Raw genomic sequence first — 25,509 nt, 5'->3', positions numbered from 1 at the left:
GGTGTGCATCGCTTATAAGCGATGCACACCACCCACAGTTTATTTTTGACAGGATTATTTTTTCTTCTCTGTCAGTGAGAGAATGCGTTCAAAGAGAAAAGTATTGAATTTATATTGGTAAGGGTTAGAGCGGTTGACTTTAATTCCAGCACGTAAAGACATGACAGCAAGGTACGTCCACGTCAATGCTGCGATGAGGCCAAATAGCCAACCAATTTTAGGTGTTCCAGCAAAAAGTACCGAAAACACGATGACGATAGAAGGCAAGAGGGTGAAATTAAATGCTTCACGAGCTTCTTGTTCGGCGAAAGGTCCGCGTCCTCGGTAGAGGTAAAGAATAATACCCGAGGGGATGCAACCAATGACACCTCCAAAGTGGGCGAGGGTTGCGATGTTGCGATCCTGCTGGACCGTTAACTTGTTCATAGGTGTGGATGAACCCTCAAACTTAGAGTCAGGGGATACAACAGTTTTCAAAAAACACTCACTCTTCTAAAAGTTGCGAGACAGGCTAAATGATTACGAGATAAAAGATTACAATCCATTCTAGGTCTGATGTGTTCAATCTAGAAGAACTTTTGTAATCTTTTTCTTCACTTTAGTCGAGACCTTTAGCACAGCTGAACCTTTACTCAGGTGATTCCATCAGAAAATCGATTAATTGTTCAACCGGAGCTAACAGAGTAGGTTCTAAATCTTGATAAGAGTTCACTCGTCCTAGAATCTTTTTCCATGCCTGAGCAACATCTTCTTGACTCGCGCAGGGCAACCCTAGCCTTTTGAGTACACCTTTTTTCCATTCTTCTTCACGAGGAATAACTGGCCATTTTTTTATTCCTAGTCGTTGAGGACGTACAGCCTGCCAAATATCAACAAAAGGATGTCCAACAATCTGCACGTTATTCCTAGCACCAGGTATCTGTAATGTCTGAGCCACAATGTGGCTTTCTTTAGAACCTTCTACTAGATGGTCAACAAGAACACCTAATCGTCGGTGCGGTGCAGGGCAAAACTCACGAACAGCATCAGGCAAGTCATCGATACCGTGTAACGGTTCTACCACAATACCTTCAACACGCAAATCATGTCCCCACACTTTTTCAACCAGTTCTGCATCGTGGATACCTTCAACCCAGATACGTGAGGCGCGGGCAACTTGAGCAGGTGCGTTCTCTACAGCAATAGATCCCGAACGACTAATTTTTGGGACACTACGAGTATTCTTTGCGCGAGGTGGTAGGACTTTGACAGGAGTCCCTTCAAGAAGAAACCCAAAGCCCAAGGGAAAAGTTTTAATTTTTCCTCGATAATCTTCTAATCCCACCATGCCTTCAGCGCCGATACGCTCATACGTTTTAGCAATCCCAACCCAACCACTATGAACGTCTTCAAGGAGCATTCCTTGAACCAGATGAACTTCTTGTATCTCTGGTTGCCTTCTTTGGTGTAGTTGGTTGAGTTCTTGAGCACCCCACGCATAGTAATTTTCCATAGTAAGTATTTTATTCCATTAGCCCTGAGCGTACGCGCTAGGGTTTTGATAGGTTTCAGTACTACAGTTACATTGGCACTTAAAGTGCAGTAGTGCTAATTTCTCTCTATTTCAAGGTAGGTTCCGTGACGCAATCTCGTCAGCATAAGATCCTCCAAGCAATCGTTGAGGACTATATCAGTTTCCGCGAGCCGGTGGGGTCTAAAGCGCTCATCGAACGCCATCATTTAGGCGTTTCTAGCGCCACGGTTCGTAACGATATGTCTATCCTTGAAGAGCAGGGTCTTATCTCAGCACCGCATTCGAGCGCGGGACGTATTCCCACAGAAAAAGGGTATCGTTTCTTCGTGGACGAGCTTTCTAACCCTCGCCCTCTTTCAGCTGCACAAAAACGAGCGATTCATCGTCTTTTAGATTCTTATGACAGCATCGACGAAATACTTGCACAGACAGTTAAAATACTGTCACAGCTCACTCAGCAAGTTGCTATCCTGCAATATCCTTCAGCACCAGAAAATGTTGTGCGACATATTGAGCTGATACCTGTTGGAGAACATCATGTAACGGTAATGTTGATTAGCAACTCTGGGCAGCTCACCCAACGACTAGCGCAGGTTGAACGGTATAGGGAAGAAGAGCTTGAGTTGCTTCGAACTCGACTCATCGAAAAATGTCAGCAACAGAAATACCATGTTGCGCGAGCTCTCTTATCATCGTTCTCTTCATCTCATCATGCCCCTCATAGCTTAGAAAATGGTGTTCTTGACGCTCTAGGGCAGTTGCTATCCCCACGGGACACCTCAAAACTTCTGATTGCTGGAACGTCATATTTGGCGCAATCGACAGAAGATTTTAGTACTAGTATCGCCCCTATCTTAGAAGCTTTAGAAGAACAAGTAACAATGTTGCACTTACTAGCTGAGATGGCTCAAGACCCACGAGGATACGCTGTGCGTATTGGCACAGAAAATAGCGCGGCGCCTCTTGCCGAGACGTCTATCGTGACTTCCGTATATAGCTCGCCTAGTTGTACCGCTAAGCTTGGGGTTGTTGGACCAACCAGAATGGACTATGCGGGCAGTACCGCAGCGGTACGAGCTGTAGCAAAATATCTTTCAAAAATTTTGGGTAGTTAGTTCTCAACGACTAGAATTTCTACAAAATACTTTCAACACATAGCAACACACGATAAGGATGATGTGAGTGAGCAGTCACTATGAAACATTAGGTGTTTCCCCTGATGCAAGCCCCGAAGAAATTAAAAAGGCATACCGTAAAAAAGCCCGCCAGCTTCACCCTGATATTAACCCTTCAGCAGAAGCCGCCGAAGAGTTCAAGCGCGTATCCCATGCCCACGATGTTCTCTCAGACCCGGATAAACGACGTATTTATGACCAAACCGGAAACGAAAACGGACAGGCACAAGGTGGTTTCGGGGGAGCAAACTTCGGAGGATTCGGTGGGTTCTCGGATATTTTTGAGACCTTCTTTAACCAACCGCAACAGGGACCTACGAGCCGAACACGTCAGGGTCAAGACGCTCGCATTACGGTTCGTATCAACCTTGAAGACGCCGTATTTGGTGCAGAAAAACCTATTACCGTTGATACCGCAGTAACCTGCGAAAAATGTGATGGTGACGGTTGCGCTGAAGGAACAGCCCCTGTCACCTGTGATACCTGCCGCGGACAAGGATATATGCAACGACAAGTTCAATCTATCCTTGGAACTGTAGTACAGCCTGTCGCGTGCCCATCTTGTAATACTTTCGGGACTGTTATTCAAAGCCCCTGCCCAGAATGTTACGGTGAAGGACGAGTCCGAGAACGGAAGCCCATCACCATTAAAATTCCGGCTGGTGTTTCTTCAGGCGCGCGTATGCGTCTAGCTGGTTATGGTGAGGCTGGTACAGCAGGCGGACCAGCAGGAGACCTCTATGTGGATCTTCGCGTCAATCAACACGACACTTTTACCCGCGAAAATGATGACTTACATGCCACCATCGCTATTAGCATGGCGGCAGCTGCTCTCGGCACTGAAGTAACCTTAGAAACTTTTGATGGTCCACAAGTAGTAACTATTAAACCGGGTACTCAATCTGGAGATATTGTCACTCTGAAAGGCTTAGGCGTCACTCGCTTTGATCGGGCAGACCGCGGCTCACTCAAAGTCCATGTTCAGGTCAAAACACCCACAAACTTGACAGAAGAGCAACGCGAAATGCTTCAGCAATTTGCTCATAGTCGTCAAGAAGATCTCAAAATTAGTGAAACAGTCCGAGAGAAGCACGGTTTCTTCTCACGTTTTAAAGAACGCTTCGACCGCTAAAAGTACAAAGGATATTCTGTGACCTCACCTATTTTCTATGTTTCCTCTGATGAACTTCAATCAGCAACTCCTGGGCAACTTATCGCCGTGCAGGGGGTCGAAGGGCATCATGCTAAAGTCGTGAAACGTTTAGAAATAGGTGAGGCCATAGACCTCGCGGATGGGAGAGGCATACGAGCCCACGCAGAGGTCGCGTCCTATCTCGATGATGGGTTAGAAGTTCGCGTAGACACTATAGTGCGCGAAGAGCTATCAACTGAAATTATTCTGGTTCAAGCATTAGCTAAACAAGACAGAGATATATTGGCTATAGAAACAGCCACAGAACTAGGTATTGGGGGAGTCATTCCATGGAGTGCTGACCGTTCTATTGTCCGATGGAAAAAAGAACGAGCAGCAAAAGCACACGCAAAATGGAGCAACACTGTCCGCGCTGCAGCAAAGCAAGCACGACGTAGCTGGGTCCCTCAGATTGAGAATTTAGTATCCTCACGTGAGCTAGCTAAATACCTAACCGAAGAAATTGCGCAGGGGGCATTAGCTATTATTTTGCATGAACAAGGAACACTCTCACTGACCCAATATCTCAACGATTCAGAAAACCTACCACAACGTATCTATCTCGTAGTGGGGCCAGAAGGCGGCATATCTGCGCAAGAACTTGAAGCATTTGAAAACGCTGGTGCAACAGTTTGCCTCTTAGGGGAACACGTCTTACGGTCCTCTACTGCAGGAAGTGCCGCACTTTGCGTGATTAATACACTTTCAAAGGCATGGTAGAAGCATACTCAAAAAAATATTTTCCCTCTCAGGAAGAAGTATTTTTCGTTGGCTTCATACTCCGCAGAAGACCAGCACCCCGATAGACTATTGACCAGTGGAGTTTTAAGGAGCACCCGTGCAAGAAAACCCTATCAGCGCAATACACCCCCATCAAGATCGCCCGTTATCTGTCGTACGCACATTTTCTTTCACCTCTGATGATGAGATGGTCTCTGTGCTGGGTCCCTCAGATAGTTTTTTGACACTATTAGAAGAGAAATTCCCCGGCATCACAATTCAGCCTAAGAACTTAGATGTGGTGATTACCGGAAATTCTGAACTTGTAACGACCGTTATTCGTCTCTTAGGGGAGTTACGTCATCTCAGTCAACAGTCTGTCCCTATCACAGCTGAGGTTATTTCACGGATTATAGGAATGCTTTCACAAGAGCTTGCAAGCCCTGCTATTGCGATGTCTCATAATATTCTCAGCTCACGTGGCAAGAACATTCGCCCGAAAACAATTAACCAGAAGAAATATGTAGATTCTATCGACGACAATACCGTTATTTTTGGTATTGGCCCAGCTGGTACTGGTAAAACGTACCTCGCAATGGCTAAAGCTGTTCAAGCTTTACAAGCTAAAGAAGTGAATCGCATTATTTTGACTCGACCAGCAGTTGAGGCAGGGGAGCGATTAGGCTTTTTGCCAGGCTCACTCAACGATAAAATCGACCCCTATCTGCGCCCACTGTACGATGCGCTACACGATATGTTAGATCCCGAATCTATTCCTCGGCTCATGGAAGCTGGAACCATTGAGGTTGCGCCCTTAGCCTATATGCGTGGACGTACGCTCAACGACGCCTTCATCATCTTAGACGAAGCCCAAAATACTACTGTTGAGCAGATGAAAATGTTTCTCACCCGTCTAGGATTTGGGTCAAAGATCGTGGTTACGGGCGATATTACTCAGATTGATTTACCTCATGGGCAAGCATCTGGTTTACGTCAGATACGTCAAATCCTCGAAGGCATTGATGATATTAGCTTCTCAATTCTTGATGCAACAGACGTGGTACGTCATGCCTTAGTTTCAGATATTGTTTCTGCGTATAACCGTTGGGATGAAGATAAAACCGCTATGGAACGCAAACGTCAACGTAAGGTTAAACGTCAGACTATTGAAGCAGCTGCAGAAAAGCTTCTAGAGAAAACTGGTTTTGAGGCAGAAAAGGATAGCTAATGCCCATTGATTTTGATATTGAACTCCTTGACGATTCTGCTGATACGTGGACAAGAGAATCTTTTGCGTCTTTTGACCAGCAGACAATTACAGATTTAGTACACCATACGTTTGAACGTCTACATATCTCAGAAGATACAGAGCTTTCGATAGCTGTGGTTGGTGAAGCAGAGATGGAGCGTATCCATCTTGAGTGGATGGATCTTCCTGGACCGACAGATGTCATGTCTTTTCCAATGGATGAACTCAGCGTTGGAACGGCAGAAAATCTTACAGTTGGCGTTTTAGGAGATATTGTTTTGTGCCCACCAGTAGCTGCCCGCCAAGGTCAGCAAGCTGGACACAGTACTATTGACGAGATGTGCCTGCTAACGGTACACGGAATCTTGCATTGTCTCGGGTATGATCATGCAAACGCTGAAGAAGAAGCAGAAATGTTCGCTCTTCAGCGTTCCATTCTCGAAGCATTTTTGGGACGTCCTGCACCTGTAGAAACACGGTATTAAACTTATGGCTTTCTTTCTTCTTCCTGTCTTACTGATATGTTTTATTGGCTGTGCATACGTACTACGCGCAGTAGAGACCGCATTTACATATCTTCCTTCTACCGAGATGGAGCACCTCAGTAAAGAACGAGGAACCAATAAACTTGCTGCAATTGCTGATTTTCTTGACCCATACATTTTCTCTATTCGGCTTTGGCGTGGCATTTTTGAAACATTTGCAGTAGTGGCAGCGTTTACAGTATTACAACTATTATGGGATGCCGTCTGGATTAGCGCGTTGCTTACAGGGCTTGTGATGTCTGCGGTCAGTTATTTCTTCTTTACCGTGGCGCCACAGAAGTCAGGACGTACACACCCTGAGTTGTATGTTCGCCGTTTTTATCCAGTGGTGTATTTCTTACGTTTCGTATTGGGGCCTTTACCAAATTCGGTGATTCAACGTCATAAAGATTCTGAGAATGAACCCACTCGTGCAGGATACTTCACCGAAGATGAGTTAAAAGAGTTCGTTGATCGAGCTAGTACTCAATCAACCATTGAAAATGAAGAAGCACAGATGGTTCACTCTATTTTTGAGTTGGATGAGACGCGTATTCGTTCGGTGATGGTTCCGCGCACTGATATGGTCACTATGGACATTGATGAGACCTTAGAAGATGCCATCAATCTTTTCTTGCGTTCTGGATATTCTCGAATGCCCGTTTTAGGTGAAGATTTTGATGATATCCAAGGTTTCCTATATCTCAAAGATGTGGTTGAGGCAACGGTAGAAAATCAAAATAACTCATCTACACACACCGTTGCTTCGCTTTTACGTCCTGCTCGGTTTGAGCCAGAATCTAAACGAGTCATGGACTTGTTACGTCAGATGCAACGAGAATCTACACATGTAGCCATCGTTGTTGATGAGTATGGTGGTACTGCTGGTCTGGTCACCCTCGAAGATCTCATTGAGGAACTTGTTGGTGATATTTCTGATGAATATGATCAAGAAACACCTGAGATTAAAGCTGAACCAGATGGAAGTTTCAAGATTAGTTCTCGTCTTAGTGTTGAAGAATTAGGAGAACTTTTTGATATTGAACTTGATGATGAAGAGGTAGACACTGCCGGAGGTTTACTTTCTAAATACCTTGGCAAAGTTCCTATTATCGGTAGCCAAGTCGTAGTTAACGGTATCGGTATCCGCGCTATTGGTGCTCGTGGTCGCCGTAACCAAATTGGCACATTATTGGTCTGGGCTGCCGATGGTGAAAAGTCCGCAGACAACATATCAAGTAGTTCTCAAGGAGATTTAGGGGCAGGGCACAGGAACATTTAGCTGTGGCTTGTCTTTTATCGCGGTAGAGTATAGAGAATAGTTATATTTATTGAATAAGGGAGTATGTGTGGAGCTTTCCACTTTTCCGGAAGATTTTTCTGCAGGTTTCGCGGTTCTTGTTGGGCGCCCAAACGCTGGTAAGTCTACGTTGACGAATGCGCTTGTAGGCCAAAAGATTGCTATTACATCGAACCGTCCGCAGACGACTCGTCATACGATTCGTGGAATAGTTCATCAGGACAATTTTCAGTTAATCCTTGTTGATACACCCGGATTACACCGTCCTCGCACTCTTTTAGGTGAGCGTTTGAATGATATGGTTGCTCAGACGCTTTCTGAAGTTGATGTTATTGGCTTTTGCATTCCGGCTGATGAAAAAATTGGCCCAGGTGACCGCTATATTGCTTCTCAAATTGCAGCTGCAGGTCATAAGCCAATCGTAGCTATTGTGACTAAAGCCGATAAGGTTTCTTCAGCAGAACTTGCAGAACACCTTCTTGCTGTTCAGGCATTAGGCGAAGAAGTGATGAGTGCAGAACGCGCCCAACGTGCGCAGCGTGCTCAGCGGCAGGCAAAGGCTTCTCGTCAGAAAAATACTGTGAAGAATCTTCCCTTCCGTAAGGATACTGGCCCTGCTGCACAACGTGAAAAAGCACGTCGTCAGGGAGAAGGCGAACCGTTCAACACCCCTGTTGTTGATGGCAAAGGCGGATGGGCTTCAATTATTCCGGTTTCAGCGGTAAAAGATTATCAGGTTAATCAGTTAGCAGAGCTTTTTTCGACTTTCTTACCTGATTCGCCACCTTTATACCCTGAAGGTGAACTTACAGATGAGCCAGAAGTTACCCTTGTCGCCGAACTCATTCGTGAGGCTGCACTTGAAGGAGTACGAGACGAGCTACCTCACTCAGTAGCAGTTACTGTCGAAGAAATGCAGCCGCGTGAAGGACGGCCGGAGAATAATCCGCTAGTCGATATTCATGTCAATCTTTTCGTTGAACGACCTTCTCAAAAAGCAATTATTATTGGTAAAGGTGGTTCTCGACTCAGAGAAATTGGTGCAGAGTCCCGTAAGAATATTGAAGCATTATTGGGCACTAAGGTGTATCTAGATATTCATGTGAAGGTTGCAAAAGATTGGCAACGTGACCCTCGCGCACTCGGAAGACTCGGGTTCTAAAATTCTAAATACTCGGTACGTCACCGTTAGACATCTTCTCAGGTCTTAAATAGTGATCGTATAGATATTAACCAAAGTATTACTTTTAGCATTTTCTGATGGGAGAATCAGTGACACACCCAAAGCAGAACTCTTCGGATCCGAATCGTCTTGTAGGGTTTGGTCGACATATGCGTCAAGAGCCGGTACGTTCTCATCGTTACCGGTGGATTGCGTTGTCCTGCGTCGGGGTGTTTCTCTTCATCGTGGCAGTAGCAGGAGTTAATCTTCTGAGGTTGCGTACTAACGTCCACACGGCTTCATTAAATATTGGCGAATATGCTAGTGGAAGTCTCAGTGATGGGCCGTTGGATATTCTGGTGATTGGTTCAGACACACGTGCTGGTAATAATGCAGCGTACGGCAGTTTAGAGGATGCTAATTCAGGGGCTCGTTCAGACGTAATGATGTTGGTTCAGGTCAGCCAAAATCGTCAGGACGTGTCAGTTATTTCTTTTCCTCGAGACCTCATCGTTGATATTCCGAAGTGTACAAGCCCAATAACGGGGATGGTTTACCCAGCTGCTTCTGGATTACAGATTAATGAATCGCTCAATCATGGTGGACCTGGTTGCACGGTAGCGACCATTAGTTCTTTGACCGGTATTAATATTGATCATTTTATGCTTGTTGATTTTAATGCGGTGAAGGCTCTTTCTCATGTTGTTGGCGGTGTTCAGGTGTGTGTGACTCAGGCTATTGATGATTCCTATAGTGGGTTGAAGTTGCCTGCGGGTGTTTCATCAGTAGAGGGAGAACAGGCTCTAGCATTTTTGCGTTCTCGCCATGGTTATAGTGATGGCAGTGATACGAGTCGAATCGCCGCTCAGCAGAGTTTCCTTGCTTCCCTTCTCCGTAAAGTTAAATCAGAAGGTACACTGACTAATCCTACTCAGCTATTTAATATTGCTGAGGCTGTTACACAAAACGTTACGGTAGATAAGGGGCTAACAAACCCGGCAACTCTTGTAAATATTGGTGCGATGTTTGCGTCTATTGATTTGAGCAAGGTAGTGTTCGCTACCGTTCCGAATGAGCCTTATCTTTATGATGCAAACAAGTTGCAGTTAGCACCTTCTGCAGAAGATCTCTTTGAACGTCTTCGCGAGGATCGTGGGCTAACAGATAAGTCTGCTCCTGCTCCGGAACAAGCACCAACAGAAGAGACTCAAGAACCTGAGCAGGCAGCTGAGGAGCAGGTCTCTTTAGATTATTCTGCTCTGATTACGGTGCTTAATGCTTCAGGTGCTGAACATCGTGAACAGGATATTGAAAAAGTGGTCGCTTCCTTGGGATATTCACATATTACGGCAGAACATTCTGATACTGAATACGCGGCTTCAGCGGTATATTATCCAGCTGGTTACGCGGGACAAGCTCAGCAGATTGCTCAAAAACTCGGTATTACGGTGGTTGAAGGATCAGCTTCTTATGATGCTGTGACTGTAGTGATTGGTCAGGATTTCACATCGGGGGATGTTCTTTCGCAGAAAGAAACGTCTATTGCAGGTGACGCTTCTGGTCAAACTGCTGATCAGGTGAAGTGCCAGCAATCCTATGAATACTAGGTGCATGCTGTAAGGCGTTAAGGGTGTGTAGCTTTGTCATAAATCTACACACCCTTTTCATATATTGGAATGGGGGAGAGTTGTTTTCTTGAGGATTTTCACTCTCGTGGTACGTTCAAGAGGTGATACATATTTTTTATTTTCTCCTTAGTTGCCGTAACGACCCCTAAAATTCAGTATTGACAAGATCGGAGAGTCGTTACGGAGTTCGTTGTCTCCGGTCTTTCTTTTTTCTTCAAGCTAAGGCATCATACACCATGAAAAATTTTCAAAAACCTTCCCCCATGCCGGTACATAAGTACCGCCCTTTTTCTGAAAAGATTGCTGTTGACTTACCTGATAGAACGTGGCCACATAAGGTTGCAACGCAGGCACCACGTTGGTGCGCTGTCGATTTACGAGATGGTAATCAGGCACTTATCGATCCCATGGATAGCGAACGTAAACTAGCAATGTTTAAGCTACTTGTGAGGATGGGTTATAAGGAAATTGAGGTAGGTTTCCCGTCTGCTTCGCAAACCGATTTTAATTTTGTTCGTACCCTGATTGAAGGTGGACATATCCCTGACGATGTCACGATTCAGGTGTTAGTGCAGTGCCGCGAGCATCTTATTGAACGGACTTTTGAGGCTCTTGCAGGGGCTCAACGAGCCATTGTTCATTTTTATAATTCTACGTCTGTTTTGCAGCGTAAGGTTGTTTTTAATCAAGATCAAGACGGTATCTTAGACATTGCCCTTAACGGTGCACGCTTGTGTATGAAATATGAGGAACAATACGCTTCTTGCACAGAAATCACCTATGAGTATTCACCAGAATCTTTTACTGGCACTGAATTAGAGTATGCGGTACGAGTCTGCAATGCCGTAACCAACGAGTTAGGTGTTGGACCTGGGCGCGAAGTCATTATCAACCTTCCGGCAACGGTGGAGATGGCAACTCCGAATGTATATGCCGATTCTGTTGAGTGGATGAGTCGACATCTTGAACATCGAGAACACGTCATTTTGTCTTTGCACCCTCACAATGATCGAGGAACAGGAGTTGCGGCGGCAGAACTTGGGTATCTTGCTGGGGCAGACCGTATTGAAGGGTGCCTGTTCGGCAATGGCGAGCGCACCGGTAACGTCGATTTAGTTACTTTAGGGTTAAACCTGTTTACGCAAGGAATTGACCCTAAGATTGATTTTTCTCAAATTGATGAGGTTCGTCGTACCGTTGAGTATTGTAATCAGCTTCCGGTACATGAGCGTTCTCCATACGGTGGAGACCTCGTTTTCACGGCTTTTTCTGGTTCTCATCAGGACGCTATTAAAAAGGGTTTTGAAGCAATGGAGAAGGCTGCTCAGCAGCAAGGAAAGAGCATTGACGATTTGGTGTGGGAGGTTCCGTATCTTCCGATTGACCCACGAGATGTTGGCCGTAGTTATGAGGCTGTTATTCGTGTAAATTCTCAGTCTGGTAAGGGTGGGGTCGCTTATCTTATGAAGAAAGATTTTGGTTTAGACTTACCTCGCCGTGCGCAGATTGAGTTTTCGTCGATTGTTCAGGCTCAGACGGATGCTGAGGGTGGCGAAGTTACGTCTGAGAATCTTTGGAGGATTTTTAATGATGAGTATTTACCTCATCATGATACTGCTCAACGTTGGGGAAGATTCTATTTGGATTCCATGGTTGTAGAGTCTCAAGCCGGTGGTGTGACGACCTTGCGTGTGGGGTTGAATGTTGCTGGTCGCCGTTTTGAACGAGTTGGTACGGGTAACGGACCCATTCATGCGATGCAGTCTATTTTCCAGTCTGAAGGTGTTGATTTGAGGGTGCTTGATTATTCTGAGCATACGTTATCTTCAACGTCAGAGGCTCAGGCTGCTAGCTATATTGAGGCAGCTGTTGGCAATCGTGTGTTATGGGGTATCGGTATTGACTCGTCAACGACGTGGTCTTCGTTAAAGGCTCTTACTTCTGCGGTGAACCGTGCTTTGCGTGAAGAGAGCTAGGTCTTTTTGACGCTGTTAGAAACCGGTACAAGAACTTGAGGAGTTCTTGTACCGGTTTTCTGTTGTTCTTTTGGGGATGTGAGATAATGGTCGTTGTGAGTACGGTATCTTCAACCTCTCGTTCGTATACGGACCAGGCATTAGTATTGAGGACCCAAGTTTTGGGGGAGAGCGACCGTATTATTATTCTCTTGACCCGTTCGCATGGTGTGGTTCATGCTGTGGCTCGTGGAGTACGTAAAGGACGTTCTGCTTTTGGCGGTCGGCTTGAGCCTTTTATGTACGTTGATGTGTCTTTACGGTCAGGTAAAAATTTATCGACGGTGACGCAGGTTCAGACTCGGCGTGCTTATACAGGTGCAATTATGGGGAATTATTCTTCCTATATTGTTGCTTCTGTTTTGAGCGAGGTTGCTGAGGCGTTAACCTCTTTTGAAGGTGAGGGTGTTGAGTCTCATTTTCTTCTTTTGGCTGGTGCTTTGTCTGCTTTAGCTCAAGAGCGTCTTCGTCCTTATGATGTTCTTAACTCTTATGTGCTCCGTGCATTAGGGTATGCTGGCTGGGGTTTTTCGCTAGATTCTTGTGCTATTTGTGATGGTTGTGGGGGGCCGTGGCGGTTTTCGCCAGAATATGGTGCTGTATGTAAGGTGTGTAGTCGTTCTATTGTTCATTCTAAAGTTTTTGTGATGCCAGAGGATGTTCGTCAGTATTTGATGTTTGTGAGTCGTTCTCAGTGGGATAAGTTAGCTCAGTTAGATACTGAGTTGTTATCTTATGCTGCCTTTTCTTTTGTCTCTGGGTACGTACAATGGCATTTAGAGAAACCTCTTAAATCATTCTCTCTGTTGAAAAAGGATATATAGTTATGCCTGTTTTTCCTGATCCGCATCCTTCTGGGGCTGTTCCTCCGAAGATTCCGCGTCAGTTTATTCCGCGTCATGTTGCGGTGGTGATGGACGGTAATGGGCGTTGGGCTAATCAGCGTGGCTTGCCTCGTAATGAGGGGCATAAAGCAGGGGAGCATTCTCTTGTTGATGTGGTTGCTGGTGCTATTGAGATGGGCATTCCGTACGTTTCTGCTTATGCTTTTTCTACAGAGAATTGGCGTCGCAGTATTGATGAAGTCAGTTTTATCATGCGTTTTGTGACGGAAGTTTTGACTCGTCAGTTAGATACTTTGCAGTCGTGGGGTGTTCGGGTTCTGTGGGCTGGACGTAAGCCAAAGCTTTGGAAATCTGTTATCCGTCAGTTGGAGTATTGTCAGGAGCAGACAAAAAATAATACGGTATGCACGTTAGTTATGTGTGTCAATTATGGTGGGCGTGCTGAGATTGCAGACGCTGCTCAAGCTCTTGCTCAAGATGTTGCTGCAGGAGTGGTTAAACCGCATTCTGTGAATGAGAAGATGTTATCGCGGTATTTGTATCAGCCAGAAGTACCTGATGTTGATTTGTTTCTTCGGTCTTCGGGGGAGTTGCGTACGTCAAATTTCTTGTTGTGGCAAAGTGCTTACGCTGAACTGGTATTTCTTGATGTGTTGTGGCCAGATGTCGACCGTTTGGTGCTGTGGGATGCTGTTGAGCAGTATGCTCGTCGTGATCGTCGTTATGGTGGTGCGGTAGATCAAGTTGCGGGGCGTTAGTCATTAAATTTTTTTGAAACGTTAGAATTGTTGTAGCGTTGTATTGCTGATGATAAAGAGGGTGCTATGAGGATTTATCCTGCCTTATTCAAAGTTATTTTTGTCCCTATGGACGCAGAGAAAGCCCATAGGGTGGGGTATTGGGGTATTCGGTTCCTCAGAGCTTCGGGGCTTACTCGTTTGGGACGTCGAGTTTTGCGTCCTGACCCGCGGTTGAGGACCACCGTCATGGGTTTAGATTTTCCTTCTCCGTTTGGGTTAGCTGCTGGTTTTGATAAAGAGGCTCGAGCTATTAATGCTTTAGCTGATTTAGGTTTTGGCCACGTTGAAGTGGGGACAGTTACAGCTCAGCCTCAACCGGGAAATCCTCCTCAGCGTCTTTTCCGTTTAGTCAAGGATTATGCGGTGGTTAACCGCATGGGATTTAATAATGATGGTGCCGCTGCGGTAGGTCCTCGTATTGCTAGTGCTAGAGCTGATATTGATGCTGAATATGATTCTCAGCAGGTGCGGCCTATTGTGGGGGTCAATATTGGAAAGACAAAAGTTGTGCCTTTAGAGGACGCTTTAGAAGATTATAAGATTAGTACGCGTACGTTGGCGCCACAGGCTGATTATTTAGTTGTCAATGTTAGCTCTCCGAATACTCCGGGGTTGCGTTCTTTGCAGTCGGTGGAGTCTTTACGTCCGTTACTTGAAGTTGTTCGAGCTGAGGCTGATAAGGTTGTCTCTTCTCGTCGAGTTCCCTTGGCGGTGAAGATTGCTCCGGATCTTGCGGATGAAGATATTAAAGATATTGCACAGTTAGCTGTTGATTTAGGGCTTGACGGAATTATCGCGACCAATACGACTATCGCTCGAGAGAATCTAGGCTTGGTTTCTTCTGCAGAAGAAGTTGCAGCTTGTGGTGAGGGAGGTCTTTCGGGCCGGCCTCTTAAGCCTCGGTCGTTAGAGGTTATTCGTTTGCTCAAAGAATATGTGGGTGAGCGTTTGTCGATTATTGCAGTGGGTGGAGTTACTGATGCTCAGGATGTTCAGGAACGTTTGGATGCTGGAGCTGATTTAGTTCAGGGGTACACTGCGTTCTTGTATGAGGGGCCATTGTGGGCTCACCGTATTAATAAGGATTTATTGGCTTTACGCTCTTGATATATATAAAAATATTCCGTGTTCGTTTACTAGAAAGTAAACGAACACGGAATATTTTTATAGGTTTTTTATCGTGGGTATTCTCCGCGTTTAACCTGTGGCTTCGGTAGGCGGAAGCGTCGAATCATCAAGACACGATTGACCGCATAGAATGCACTTCCTGGTTCGATGTCTGAAAATTTTTCGAGGAGTTTCTTCTTCAATTTACGCCACATCATCCAGCTGTCGAGTGCCCAGATGAGGATGAATAGCCACATAAGAGCAGTGGAGATAAAGCGTAGTTGAGGGGTAAATAGCCCCAGAACGAAGATAAAGATGACAGCAAGAATCATGAAGTCACCAATGTTGAATCGGGCGTCTACATAGTCACGAATATAGCGACGTTGAGGTCCTTTATCTCGTGCTGGTAGATACCGTTCTTCGCCGGTGTGCATTGCTCTGTTTTCGCGTAGGCGTTGTTCACGGATAGCTTCTCGCTCTGCTTGTTTCGCGGCTTTTCTATCAGCCGGTATGAGAGGTTTTTTCCGTGCTGCTTCTCGTTCTTTTCGAGAAGGGGTTGGTCGCCCTTTGGGTGCAGTGTAATGCGGGTTTTGGGGGTCTTCATTGGGAGCTACCGTGGTTTCTTCTACCAGGGGCTCTTGTTCACTAGATTTCTTTTTACGTCCAAACACTCTCTAAGAATATCGGAGAATCTGCAAGAACGCTCATAACCGCGTAATGTTATATCTATGAGTATTGAATCAAAGTTTAGTTTTCCGTATCGTCAGGCTCTTCAAGAGAAGATTGGTCAGGATTTTGAGCAGACTCTTCAAGAGTTGACAGATCTTGTTGCTATCCCATCTATTGCGTGGGAAAGTTTTGATCTTTCTGAGGTTACTCGTAGCGCTCAGAAGGTCAAGGAGTTAGCTTTAGCTGCTGGTTTTCCAGAGGTAGAGATTCTTAGCGCCTCGTATGGGTCTGATCAAAAAGAGGGCATGCCTGCTGTTGTTGCAACGAAGCCTGCTGCTGAGGGGTATCCCACCATTTTGCTTTATGCCCATCACGATGTTCAGCCGGTTGGTGATTGTGCACTTTGGGATACTGAGCCTTTTGTGGCTACTCGCAAAGGTGACCGGTTGTATGGTCGCGGGGCAGCTGACGATAAAGCTGGCGTTATGGCTCACTTGTCTGCGTTTCGTGCTGTGAGCGAGGTACTTGGTGAACAGTTTTTAGCTGGAGTGACTCTCTTTATTGAGGGAGAGGAAGAAGCTGGTTCGCCGAGTTTTACGTCGTTTATTCAGAAGTATCGACAGAAGTTGGCTAGCGATGTGATTGTGGTTGCTGACTCGGCGAATTGGCGTGCGGGTGTTCCTGCTTTGACGACGGGCTTACGTGGTGTTGCCAGCGGGTCGGTGGAAGTTCGTGTGGGTGATCATGCTGTTCATTCTGGCATGTTTGGTGGCCCGATGTTGGATGCTCATACTGTTTTAGTTCGCTTGTTGAGCACACTACATGATAGTAAAGGTTCAGTAGCAGTTGAAGGTTTAACTTATGCACCTGAACCTGAGGTTGAATATCCAGAAGCAGACTTCCGTCAAGACTCAGGAATCCTTGATTCAGTAACTCTTGCAGGAGAAGGAAGCATCACCTCACGCCTATGGGCGCAGCCAGCTATCTCCATTATTGGCATGGATATCCCATCAGTAGCCGAGTCTTCTAACACTATTGCGGCAACCTCCCGAGCAATGCTCAGCATGAGACTCGCACCGGGACAAAACCCTCAAGAAGCGCACCAGAAACTTGAAGAGCACTTACTTAAGCATGTTCCGTGGGGTGCAGAAGTTCGATATACGGCATCAGATAGTGGTCAGCCTTTCAGTGCAGACCCAACAGAAGACAGCGTTGAGCTTGCTTTAGCCGCAATGCACAGCGCTTGGGATGTTGAGCCCGTACAAACAGGTATGGGCGGTTCTATCCCGTTTATTGCAGACCTCAAAGAGGTCTTCCCTGAGGCTCATATTCTGATTACCGGAATTGAAGACCCAGATACCCGCGCTCACAGCGCAAATGAGTCTCTATATCTTCCCGATTTTGAGCGTGCCATTTTGGCTGAAGCGCTCATTATTAGTCACCTTAGCCAATAAAGCTATTGCACTTTCTTACACTAAAGCATGTCTCTCAACACGTTAGAGCTTCAGGAAATACTGATAAGGGTATTTTTGTTCTAGGATATTGAGTAACACATACCTTTAGTTTGCTCTTGCAGGCTAAATCCATAAGAGAAGGAATTGGTAATGACCGAAACAGTAACCACTGATACTCCCACACACGGAGTCAATCTGACTGACGTCGCAGCACAGAAAGTACGTGCCTTACTAGAACAAGAGGGCCGAACTGACTTGCGTCTACGTGTTGCCGTTCAGCCAGGGGGTTGTTCAGGGCTAATTTATCAGTTGTACTTCGATGAAAGAGTTCTCGATGGAGACGCTATCCGTTCTTTTGATGGGGTAGAAGTCATCGTTGACCGTATGAGTGTTCCTTACCTCGATGGCTCAACTATTGATTTTGAAGACACTATCGAAAAACAAGGCTTCTCTATCGATAACCCCAACGCGCAAGGATCTTGCGCTTGTGGAGACTCATTCCACTAAGAGTCCTAGACAAAACTTTTGAGAGGGATATTGGCTTGTTACCCATACGACACAAGCTAATATCTCTCTCAAAAGAGTAAAAATACCGAAATAGTTAAGAAATAGCGGCAAGTTCAGTGACACAGTGTCAGCAGAATGAGCAGAATCAAGGTAAGCTCATACTGAAAGAATTTTTAGAGGCGTTTTCTGTCCACACACAGTTTTCGTCTTAGATAGCACGCACACCGCTAAAAGGAAGGGCCGTCTGTGAGTTCGCAGCATCGAACCGGCAGTATCAAGCTCAAGGCATTGGCCACTAGCGCCATTGCCTCAGCTTCTGTATTGCTGATGACAGGTTGTTCAGATCAGGCAGAGGTGGGCTGGTTGCCCACAAAGCGTGGAGTTACCGACAACGCAGACACCATCATGGATCTATGGATTGGATCTTGGGCTGCTGCCATCATTGTTGGGTTGATTACTTGGGGACTAATGCTTTGGTGCATTATCGCTTACCGTCGACGCAAAAATGAAACAGGTTATCCACGCCAGCTGAGCTACCATGCTCCTCTGGAGATCTTCTACACCATTATTCCGGTTATCATGATTGTCAGCTTGTTTACGTTCTCCGATACTGCTGAACGTCAAATTACTGCACCAAAATCTGATAACCCTGACGTCACCATTGAAGTGTATGGCAAGCAGTGGGCTTGGGACTTCAACTACCTAGATTCCAATGTGCATACCTCTGGTGTACAAGCACATTTGAGCATCGACGGTTCTGAAGGAGTTGAAGAGACTCTTCCCACTCTCTACCTACCAACGAATTCAACCGTTGATCTCGTTCTTAAAACCCGCGATGTTATTCACTCATTCTGGGTTCCTGCTTTCTTGGAAAAGCGAGACACCGTTCCTGGCATGACCAACCACATGTACTTCACCACTGGTGCTGAAGAAGCTACATACGCTGGTAAGTGTGCAGAGCTTTGCGGCGAATACCATTCGGAAATGCTCTTCAATGTCAAGGTTGTCTCTCCTGAAGAATACGAAGCATATATGAAGAAATTAGCTTCAGACCCTGAAACTCAGGGTATTCTCGGCGATGAATACAACCGTAATCCTAACCAAAACATCCGAAACTAAGAGGTGACCCGTGACTAGCTTGGAATACTCAGCGGATGGGGGTCAGGTTGCCCCCCGCGTGGTACCTAAATCTAAAGGGCGAATCTTCGTCAATTGGATAACTTCCACTGACCACAAAACTATTGGGTACATGTACCTCATAGCATCATTCATCTTTTTCTGCATCGCAGGTATCATGGCTCTGCTCATGCGTATTGAGCTTTTTGAACCTGGCATGCAGTTCTTGCAAACCAAAGAACAGTTCAACCAGCTGTTCACCATGCACGGAACCCTCATGCTTCTCATGTTTGGTACCCCTGCATTTACTGGCTTTGCAAACATCCTTATTCCCTTACAAATTGGCGCTCCGGACGTTGCGTTCCCACGACTGAACTCACTCGCGTTCTGGTTCTTCCTCTTTGGCTCTCTAGTTGCCATCGCTGGGTTTATCACCCCTCAGGGTGCTGCATCCTTCGGATGGTTCGCCTACGCGCCATTGAACAGCACCACCTACTCACCAAGCATTGGTGGAGATCTGTGGGTCTTTGGTCTTGCTCTTCAGGGCTTTGGAACCATTATGGGTGGCGTTAACTTTATTACCACCATCTTGTGCATGCGTGCCCCAGGTATGACGATGTGGCGTATGTCTGTTTTCACATGGACAACTCTTATTACCTCGATTTTGATTATCATGATCTTCCCTCCTCTAGCTTCTGCGCTATTTGCGTTGGGTATGGATCGTCGTCTTGGTGGACATATCTTTGATCCTGAAAACGGTGGCGCTATTCTATGGCAGCACCTCTTCTGGTTCTTTGGACACCCTGAGGTATACGTCCTCGCGCTACCATTCTTTGGTATTGTCTCCGAGATTATTCCAGTCTTCTCTCGCAAGCCTATCTTTGGTTACAAAGGTCTAGTCTTTGCGACGATTTCAATTGCTGCTCTTTCCGTGACTGTGTGGGCACACCATATGTACGTTACAGGCGCAGTAATGTTGCCATTCTTCTCCTTCATGACCATGATGATTGGTGTTCCTACCGGTATGAAATTCTTCAACTGGATTGGTACCATGTGGCGAGGATCAATCACCTTTGAGACACCTATTATTTGGGTTCTCGGGTTCTTGGTCACGTTCCTCTTCGGCGGTCTCACCGGTATTATCTTGGCAACACCTCCACTGGACTTCCACGTATCAGATACCTACTTCGTGGTAGCTCACTTCCACTACGTTATCTTCGGTACCGTGGTATTCTCCATGTTCGCAGGCTTCTATTTCTGGTGGCCAAAGTGGACTGGCAAAATGCTTAACGAACGTCTCGGCAAAATTCACTTCTGGCTCCTATTCACAGGATTCCATATGACCTTCCTCATCCAGCACTGGCTAGGTGTTGTAGGTATGCCTCGTCGTTACGCAGATTATATGCCTGAAGATGGATTCACATGGATGAACCAGCTCTCCACCGTTGGTTCCATGATTCTTGCAGTATCGATGATTCCATTCTTCTGGAATGTTTACATCACAGCACGTTACGGAACCAAAGTTGAAGTTGATGACCCATGGGGCTTCGGCGCATCCTTGGAATGGGCAACATCTTGCCCACCTCCTCGCCACAACTTCACCGCGTTGCCACGTATCCGTTCTGAACGTCCAGCTCTTGACTTACACCACCCAGAACTCTCAACCAACGTTGATGTTGCGATGGCTGCTCGTCAGGCTGTAGCAAGCGGAGAAAGGAAGTAGCCTACGATGAAAAGTATTGCTTGGCTTTTTGGGCTCATTGGAGTCTTCCTCATCCCCGTAGGACTCATCTACGGTTTTATGTCGAAGTTCAGTGATTTAGCAGGATTCCCCGCGATTATGGTAACCGCCATCATGTGCTTATTCCTATCAGGGTTCTTGTTCTATACCGATAAGTTGCATCCGGATCAACCGAGCGATAATGAAGACGGAGAAATTATTGAGGCTGCAGGTGACTACGGCTTCTATTCTCCATGGTCTTGGTGGCCTATCGTTATTGCTGCGGTCTGCGCACTATTAGTGATTGGCTTAGCTTTGGGCTGGTGGATTGTAGGTATTGCGCTTCCGCTATCGGTTCTAGCTTGTGTCGGCTGGGTCTACGAATATAACCGTGGAGATCACGCTCACTAATGAGCTAACTACAGACATCATTGTGTCAATGGTGTTCTAGGTTCACAATGAACCTAGAACACCATTTTTTATGCCCTCCATTATGAAAAGAACATGGAGTTGAGCATAAAACATCTTCGACTAAAACACATTGTTTACACTAAGAGGTTTTAAGAACCTAAATTGATGCCTACAGAGCGATCGCTTGAGTATCACGCTTATCGAGGTATTGGTTTTGCATAAGCCTGAGCAATAGAGGTATAGAGTATTGGGTTCTGCTGAGGTTTTTAGAGCACACGGGGCAGCAATTTGTGTTTTCGCCCATGCCTTATATTGACGATTTTGAGGTCTGCTGTAAGTCAGGGGGTAAAGGTTCTTTACGGAGTTGCACCTCAGTGCCAGACGTGTGTAAGTAAATTGGGTTTTCTTTTTGGTGGGGCGCTGAGGTTTTGGGTGTCGGTTCGGCATTTTTAGGGATGTATAGGTGCTGGTTGGGCTGAGCACTGCTCCGTCAAAGCCCAGTGGTGTTGTCCACTTAGCACCCCGACAGCAAGAGCGTTACGTAAGTTTTTGAGAGCTTGCTGACTAGGGAGTTTGTTGTCTCCTTTATTAGTTTGTGATGTAGTAAGTTGACTTGCTTACAGTGTGCGTGATGGGGTTTAACTGTCGCCAATCACTTGAGTGAAGAAGAGCAAGCTTCTACTCTCGATAGTACTTCTTGGAGCAGGAGTGACCCTTGTACTTCAGCAGCATCTAGCAGCTTTAATGCTTGTGTCTCTAGCTGTCTTTGTCATTACCTCAGACGGCAGTTTTGAGAAGATTCCTCCGAGGAAGGAAAAGAGTCAACCATACCCGTCTACTAAGGAAATTAGGAGGTATCGTGAGGAGCATCCAGGAACCTCTATTACCCAGGCGGTAGGAGCGTTGAAGGAGTGAGGGGCAAGCTGGGGAAGCGGTCATAGCCTGATTAAGCTTCAGGAATGATACCTTTCGGCTCAGTTCCAGGCACGCTTGATTGCGGCAATACCTAAACCCATTTTTCGGCAACTTCGCATTGTTTATACCCGGCCTCTTTCAAAGCCTGAATCTGCGCTCTACGGCCGATAGAATGAGCATTCTTCCACAGCCTTCCCAACGCGTGAGCCTTAGCGAAAGGCTCACGCGTTGGGCTTCTATTCTTCGGCTCCCGCCCTTACGCCCAATCTCAGCCACGAACTCTCACTGAGCTGCTCAGACATCATAGGCTCCCAGCTCTGTGAGCCTGTTTTCGGGGTGTACTTCTCACGTATGAACTTTTCTCAACACTCCCGACAATTCCGGCAACCTCAGACAAGGGGTAACGGCAGACTGTACTAGGCGTTATTCGCCGGAGCCGGTAGCTGAGTTGGAGGCGTTGGTGGGGAAGTGGCAGCAGAGAGGGCTACTGAGTGGGAGCAAGTTGCGACGGTGAAGCGGGTTCGGTCCCGAGGCTTTGGTGCTGTTTCTTCTACAATTACGTTGTGCGTAGCATCACTGCGGAATCCAAATGGTCTGTAGCAACTCCTATAGGTGCTGAAAAGGTTCTTAAAATAGTTGAGTGGTACCGGCTAAAACTAGCCAGTACCACTCCTTTTTATGTGGAGAACTATATTTTACTTCTCGAGAGCTTCACCTGATGAATGAGAATCCAACTCATCATGACCGTGATCATGATGCGCTACTTCAAGCTCAGCAGGAGTTACCGGAGCAACTCGGTCTTCAAACCATAGCTGAGATAGTTTGCCACGAGTCTTTTCCATCAAAGAAATCTTACCCTTTTTGTTAGGTTGGGCAGGAATAACTTCATGGTTTTCAAAGGCAACGAGTTTATAACGACGGAACTCGTCCAGTGGCTTATGCACCTCGATAAATTCGCCGTGAGGAAGCTGCACAACACGACCAGTTTCAATACCGTGTAAGACAAGTTCGCGGTCTTTACGCTGCAATGATAGGCATAGGCGATAGGTAATCATATAGCCAATAACTGGGCCGATGAAGAATAGAACTCGTAGCCAGTAAGCAACATCGTTCAAGGATACGTGGAAGTGAGTTGCAATGAGGTCAGAGGACGCTGCAATCATCAAAACACTATATGCGATAACGCCAGCAACACCAGCTCCAGTACGGAAAGGAGCATTGCGTGGACGGTCAAGAATATGATGTTCTTTATCGTCTTTAGTAACCCAACGTTCAATCCACGGCCATCCAAACATGAACATGATAATGACGCCAGCCATGGCAAAGGGGAGAAGAACGTTCAGAACCCAAGTACCACCGAGGAATTCAAATTCCCAAGGGAAAGGCCATACGCCAGGCCAAAGACGCAAAGCACCATCGCCAAAACCAACGTACCAGTCAGGCTGAGTACCTGCCTGAACAGGGGATGGATCGTAAGGTCCGTAGTTCCAAATAGCGTTAATGGTGAAAGTTGCCGCCAAAAATGCGATGATTCCGAAGACGATGAAGAAGAAACCGCCAGCTTTTGCAGCATATACCGGGCCAACAGGGAAGCCCACAACGTTATCTTCACGACGTCCAGGTCCAGGGTACTGGGTATGTTTGTGAACAACAACCATGAACAAGTGGATGGCTACACAGAGAAGAATCAACGCGGGGATGATCATAATGTGCAAGGAGTATAAACGCCCGATGATGTAGTGTCCGGGGAATTCTCCTCCGAAGAAGAAGAGAGAAAGATAAGTTCCCACAACTGGAATTGCCATCATAATGCCATCGACAATGCGTAGACCGTTACCGGAAAGCACGTCGTCGGGTAGGGAGTATCCGGTAAAGCCAGCAAAAATGCCGAGGATGAAGAGGACACAACCAACAACCCAGTTCAGCTCGCGTGGTCGACGGAAAGCGCCGGTAAAGAATACGCGAAGCATGTGAATGCAGATGGCGAGCATGAACATCAATGCTGCCCAGTGGTGAATCTGACGAATCAGAAGACCGCCACGAATATCAAAAGAGATATGCAAAGCGGATTCAAACGCCACGGACATTTCGGTACCCTTCATCGGAAGGTAGGAGCCGTCGTAGGCTACTGAAGCTGTTGAAGGGTTGAACCAGAAGGTTAGGAATGTTCCGGAGATAATGAGAATCACGAGGCTGTAAAGAGCAACCTCACCGAACATGAAGGACCAGTGGTCGGGGAAGATTTTGCGACCAAACTCTTTAACGATTCCAGAAAGTCCAACACGGGAGTCCACAAAGTTTGCGATACGTCCGGTTGAAGTCTTTGGAGTGTATTCAGTCTGAGTAGTATGTGACATTTTTATTGTTCACCTGCCATCTCTTTGACGTGTTGTGCACGTTCCCAATAAGCGGGACCAACAGGCTCTTTAAAGTCGCTACGAGCTACCAAGTAGCCTTCGTCATCTACGGTGATAGGAAGCTGGGGTAGTGCGTGACCAGCTGGCCCGAACACAACCTTGCATTCATCAGCAGCATCGAAGGTCGACTGGTGGCACGGGCACAAGAGGTGGTGTGTGCGTTGCTCGTACAGAGCGATGGGGCAGCCTACGTGGGTGCAAACCTTGGAGTAAGCGATAATGCCATCGACATTCCAGTCTTCACGTCCCTTAGAGACCTTTAGTTCAGCTGGGTCAAGACGCATGAGCAGAACAACTGCTTTTGCTTTTTCTTCAAGGTATCCGTTTTCGTGAGATACAGAAACCAAGGTCTCTGGAAGTACGTGGTATGCGGAACCGATAGTAACGTCAGCTGCTTTGATAGGCGTTCCGGAAGGGTCACGCACGAGGCGAACACCTTTATCCCAGAGGGTGTATTTGAGAACGGCGGGGTCTGCTGGACCAAGGTCGCGGAGGAAGGTGACGAAGGTCAGCGGCGCAAGAATCATAGAGCCGATGAGGGTGTTACGAAGCAACGGACGGCGTTTGATACCAGATTCTTCAATAACAGTTTCGATGATTTCTTGAGCTTTTGCGCGGTCTTCTTCGGTGCGAACAGCGTGCCGCTCTTCCATCATTTCGTGGTCAGGCATCAAGGTGCGTGCCCAGTGGACGATACCGATACCGATACCGAACATTGCAAAAGCGATACCCAAGCCAAGCAATAGGTTTTGCAGACGTAGCTGATCTGTTGCGGCGGGGTTCAATACGTCGTAGTAATCTCCGCCGATGCGAACACCAAAGTACGCAAACCAGAAAAGCACTGATCCGAGCATCGAGATGATGAACAGAGCAATTACTTGGCGTTCTGCGGCTTTAGCCTTTTTGGGGTCCACGTCGGTCAGGCGCGGAGCGTGCGGAGGAAGTCCAGGATCTCTGAACTTCTCCTTACTTTCCTCGTGAGAGGTAACTACGGCTGAGGAATGTTCCTGTACACCGTCACTATGGTTACCCATGTGTTGCCTCAAATCTTCCTTGGTACGAAATCTTAT

General features: G+C 46.6%; 22 protein-coding genes. 17 read left to right on the top strand and 5 right to left on the bottom strand.

Going from position 1 to position 25,509, the window contains the following annotated elements; all coding sequences use genetic code 11:
- Positions 1 to 54: 54 nt before the first annotated feature.
- Positions 55 to 426, bottom strand: coding sequence for a DUF4870 domain-containing protein (locus tag ACN08W_RS03295; RefSeq protein WP_419104022.1), 372 nt, complete (start codon positions 424 to 426; stop codon positions 55 to 57).
- A 202-nt stretch (positions 427 to 628) separates the two neighbouring features.
- Positions 629 to 1,492, bottom strand: coding sequence for a DUF3097 family protein (locus ACN08W_RS03290; RefSeq protein ID WP_419104021.1), 864 nt, complete (start codon positions 1,490 to 1,492; stop codon positions 629 to 631).
- A 125-nt stretch (positions 1,493 to 1,617) separates the two neighbouring features.
- Here ACN08W_RS03290 and hrcA point away from each other — a divergent pair, with 125 nt between their 5' ends.
- The 12 genes from hrcA (at position 1,618) to ACN08W_RS03230 (ending at position 15,230) form a co-directional block, all read left to right on the top strand.
- Positions 1,618 to 2,628, top strand: coding sequence for a heat-inducible transcriptional repressor HrcA (gene hrcA / locus ACN08W_RS03285; protein ID WP_419108788.1), 1,011 nt, complete (start codon positions 1,618 to 1,620; stop codon positions 2,626 to 2,628).
- Between the two features lie 67 nt (positions 2,629 to 2,695).
- The gene (gene dnaJ, locus ACN08W_RS03280) at positions 2,696 to 3,820 is read left to right on the top strand and encodes a molecular chaperone DnaJ (protein ID WP_419104019.1); all 1,125 of its coding nucleotides are present in this window, start codon (positions 2,696 to 2,698) and stop codon (positions 3,818 to 3,820) included.
- An 18-nt stretch (positions 3,821 to 3,838) separates the two neighbouring features.
- Positions 3,839 to 4,600, top strand: a complete 762-nt coding sequence (locus ACN08W_RS03275; protein WP_419107344.1) for a 16S rRNA (uracil(1498)-N(3))-methyltransferase — start codon at positions 3,839 to 3,841, stop codon at positions 4,598 to 4,600.
- A gap of 208 nt (positions 4,601 to 4,808) precedes the next feature.
- Complete coding sequence (locus tag ACN08W_RS03270) at positions 4,809 to 5,828, top strand: PhoH family protein (RefSeq protein WP_419108789.1); 1,020 nt, start codon at positions 4,809 to 4,811, stop codon at positions 5,826 to 5,828.
- The gene (gene ybeY / locus ACN08W_RS03265; protein ID WP_419108787.1) at positions 5,828 to 6,334 is read left to right on the top strand and encodes an rRNA maturation RNase YbeY; all 507 of its coding nucleotides are present in this window, start codon (positions 5,828 to 5,830) and stop codon (positions 6,332 to 6,334) included. The genes ACN08W_RS03270 and ybeY overlap by 1 nt, the downstream gene beginning before the upstream one ends.
- Positions 6,335 to 6,338: 4 nt before the next feature.
- Complete coding sequence (locus ACN08W_RS03260) at positions 6,339 to 7,655, top strand: hemolysin family protein (RefSeq protein WP_419104016.1); 1,317 nt, start codon at positions 6,339 to 6,341, stop codon at positions 7,653 to 7,655.
- Between the two features lie 67 nt (positions 7,656 to 7,722).
- A complete protein-coding gene (locus ACN08W_RS03255; protein WP_419107347.1) occupies positions 7,723 to 8,835 on the top strand; it encodes a GTPase Era in 1,113 nt (370 codons plus the stop codon).
- A 98-nt stretch (positions 8,836 to 8,933) separates the two neighbouring features.
- Entirely contained in the window at positions 8,934 to 10,442 is a 1,509-nt protein-coding gene (locus ACN08W_RS03250) for an LCP family protein (RefSeq protein WP_419108786.1), read from the top strand.
- 257 nt (positions 10,443 to 10,699) lie between these two features.
- Positions 10,700 to 12,439 (top strand): 2-isopropylmalate synthase, encoded by a 1,740-nt coding sequence (gene leuA / locus ACN08W_RS03245; RefSeq protein WP_419108785.1) that lies wholly within the window; start codon positions 10,700 to 10,702, stop codon positions 12,437 to 12,439.
- A 95-nt stretch (positions 12,440 to 12,534) separates the two neighbouring features.
- Positions 12,535 to 13,302, top strand: coding sequence for a DNA repair protein RecO (gene recO / locus ACN08W_RS03240; protein ID WP_419108784.1), 768 nt, complete (start codon positions 12,535 to 12,537; stop codon positions 13,300 to 13,302).
- Positions 13,303 to 13,304: 2 nt separating this feature from the next.
- Positions 13,305 to 14,081, top strand: a complete 777-nt coding sequence (locus tag ACN08W_RS03235) for an isoprenyl transferase (RefSeq protein WP_419104011.1) — start codon at positions 13,305 to 13,307, stop codon at positions 14,079 to 14,081.
- A 66-nt stretch (positions 14,082 to 14,147) separates the two neighbouring features.
- Entirely contained in the window at positions 14,148 to 15,230 is a 1,083-nt protein-coding gene (locus ACN08W_RS03230; protein WP_419104010.1) for a quinone-dependent dihydroorotate dehydrogenase, read from the top strand.
- Between the two features lie 68 nt (positions 15,231 to 15,298).
- On the opposite strand, the gene ACN08W_RS03225 is transcribed toward ACN08W_RS03230, so the two are convergent.
- Entirely contained in the window at positions 15,299 to 15,901 is a 603-nt protein-coding gene (locus ACN08W_RS03225) for a DUF3043 domain-containing protein (protein WP_419101704.1), read from the bottom strand.
- A 57-nt stretch (positions 15,902 to 15,958) separates the two neighbouring features.
- Between ACN08W_RS03225 and ACN08W_RS03220 the strand changes: the two genes are divergently transcribed.
- The 5 genes from ACN08W_RS03220 (at position 15,959) to ACN08W_RS03200 (ending at position 21,107) form a co-directional block, all read left to right on the top strand.
- The gene (locus tag ACN08W_RS03220) at positions 15,959 to 17,353 is read left to right on the top strand and encodes a dipeptidase (RefSeq protein WP_419108783.1); all 1,395 of its coding nucleotides are present in this window, start codon (positions 15,959 to 15,961) and stop codon (positions 17,351 to 17,353) included.
- Positions 17,354 to 17,503: 150 nt separating this feature from the next.
- Entirely contained in the window at positions 17,504 to 17,860 is a 357-nt protein-coding gene (locus tag ACN08W_RS03215; protein WP_419101706.1) for a HesB/IscA family protein, read from the top strand.
- Positions 17,861 to 18,106: 246 nt separating this feature from the next.
- Positions 18,107 to 18,979: a cytochrome c oxidase subunit II gene (coxB, locus tag ACN08W_RS03210; protein WP_419108782.1), complete on the top strand. Its 873-nt coding sequence runs from the start codon at positions 18,107 to 18,109 to the stop codon at positions 18,977 to 18,979.
- Between the two features lie 10 nt (positions 18,980 to 18,989).
- Positions 18,990 to 20,699, top strand: a complete 1,710-nt coding sequence (gene ctaD, locus ACN08W_RS03205) for a cytochrome c oxidase subunit I (RefSeq protein WP_419103426.1) — start codon at positions 18,990 to 18,992, stop codon at positions 20,697 to 20,699.
- A 6-nt stretch (positions 20,700 to 20,705) separates the two neighbouring features.
- Positions 20,706 to 21,107 (top strand): cytochrome c oxidase subunit 4, encoded by a 402-nt coding sequence (locus tag ACN08W_RS03200; RefSeq protein WP_419107353.1) that lies wholly within the window; start codon positions 20,706 to 20,708, stop codon positions 21,105 to 21,107.
- 1,610 nt (positions 21,108 to 22,717) lie between these two features.
- On the opposite strand, the gene ACN08W_RS03195 is transcribed toward ACN08W_RS03200, so the two are convergent.
- Together ACN08W_RS03195 and ACN08W_RS03190 are read right to left on the bottom strand one after the other, a co-directional pair.
- Positions 22,718 to 24,379 carry a cytochrome b gene (locus tag ACN08W_RS03195; RefSeq protein ID WP_419108781.1) on the bottom strand — a complete coding sequence of 554 codons (1,662 nt, stop codon included), beginning with the start codon at positions 24,377 to 24,379 and terminating at the stop codon, positions 22,718 to 22,720.
- A 2-nt stretch (positions 24,380 to 24,381) separates the two neighbouring features.
- On the bottom strand, positions 24,382 to 25,473 hold the full coding sequence (locus ACN08W_RS03190) for a Rieske 2Fe-2S domain-containing protein (protein ID WP_419103429.1): 1,092 nt from the start codon (positions 25,471 to 25,473) through the stop codon (positions 24,382 to 24,384).
- Positions 25,474 to 25,509 lie beyond the last annotated feature (36 nt).

Origin of the sequence: Rothia sp. CCM 9419, assembly GCF_048512815.1 — a bacterium.
GTDB lineage: Bacteria > Actinomycetota > Actinomycetes > Actinomycetales > Micrococcaceae > Rothia.
This window is presented reverse-complemented; position numbering and strand designations above follow the sequence as displayed.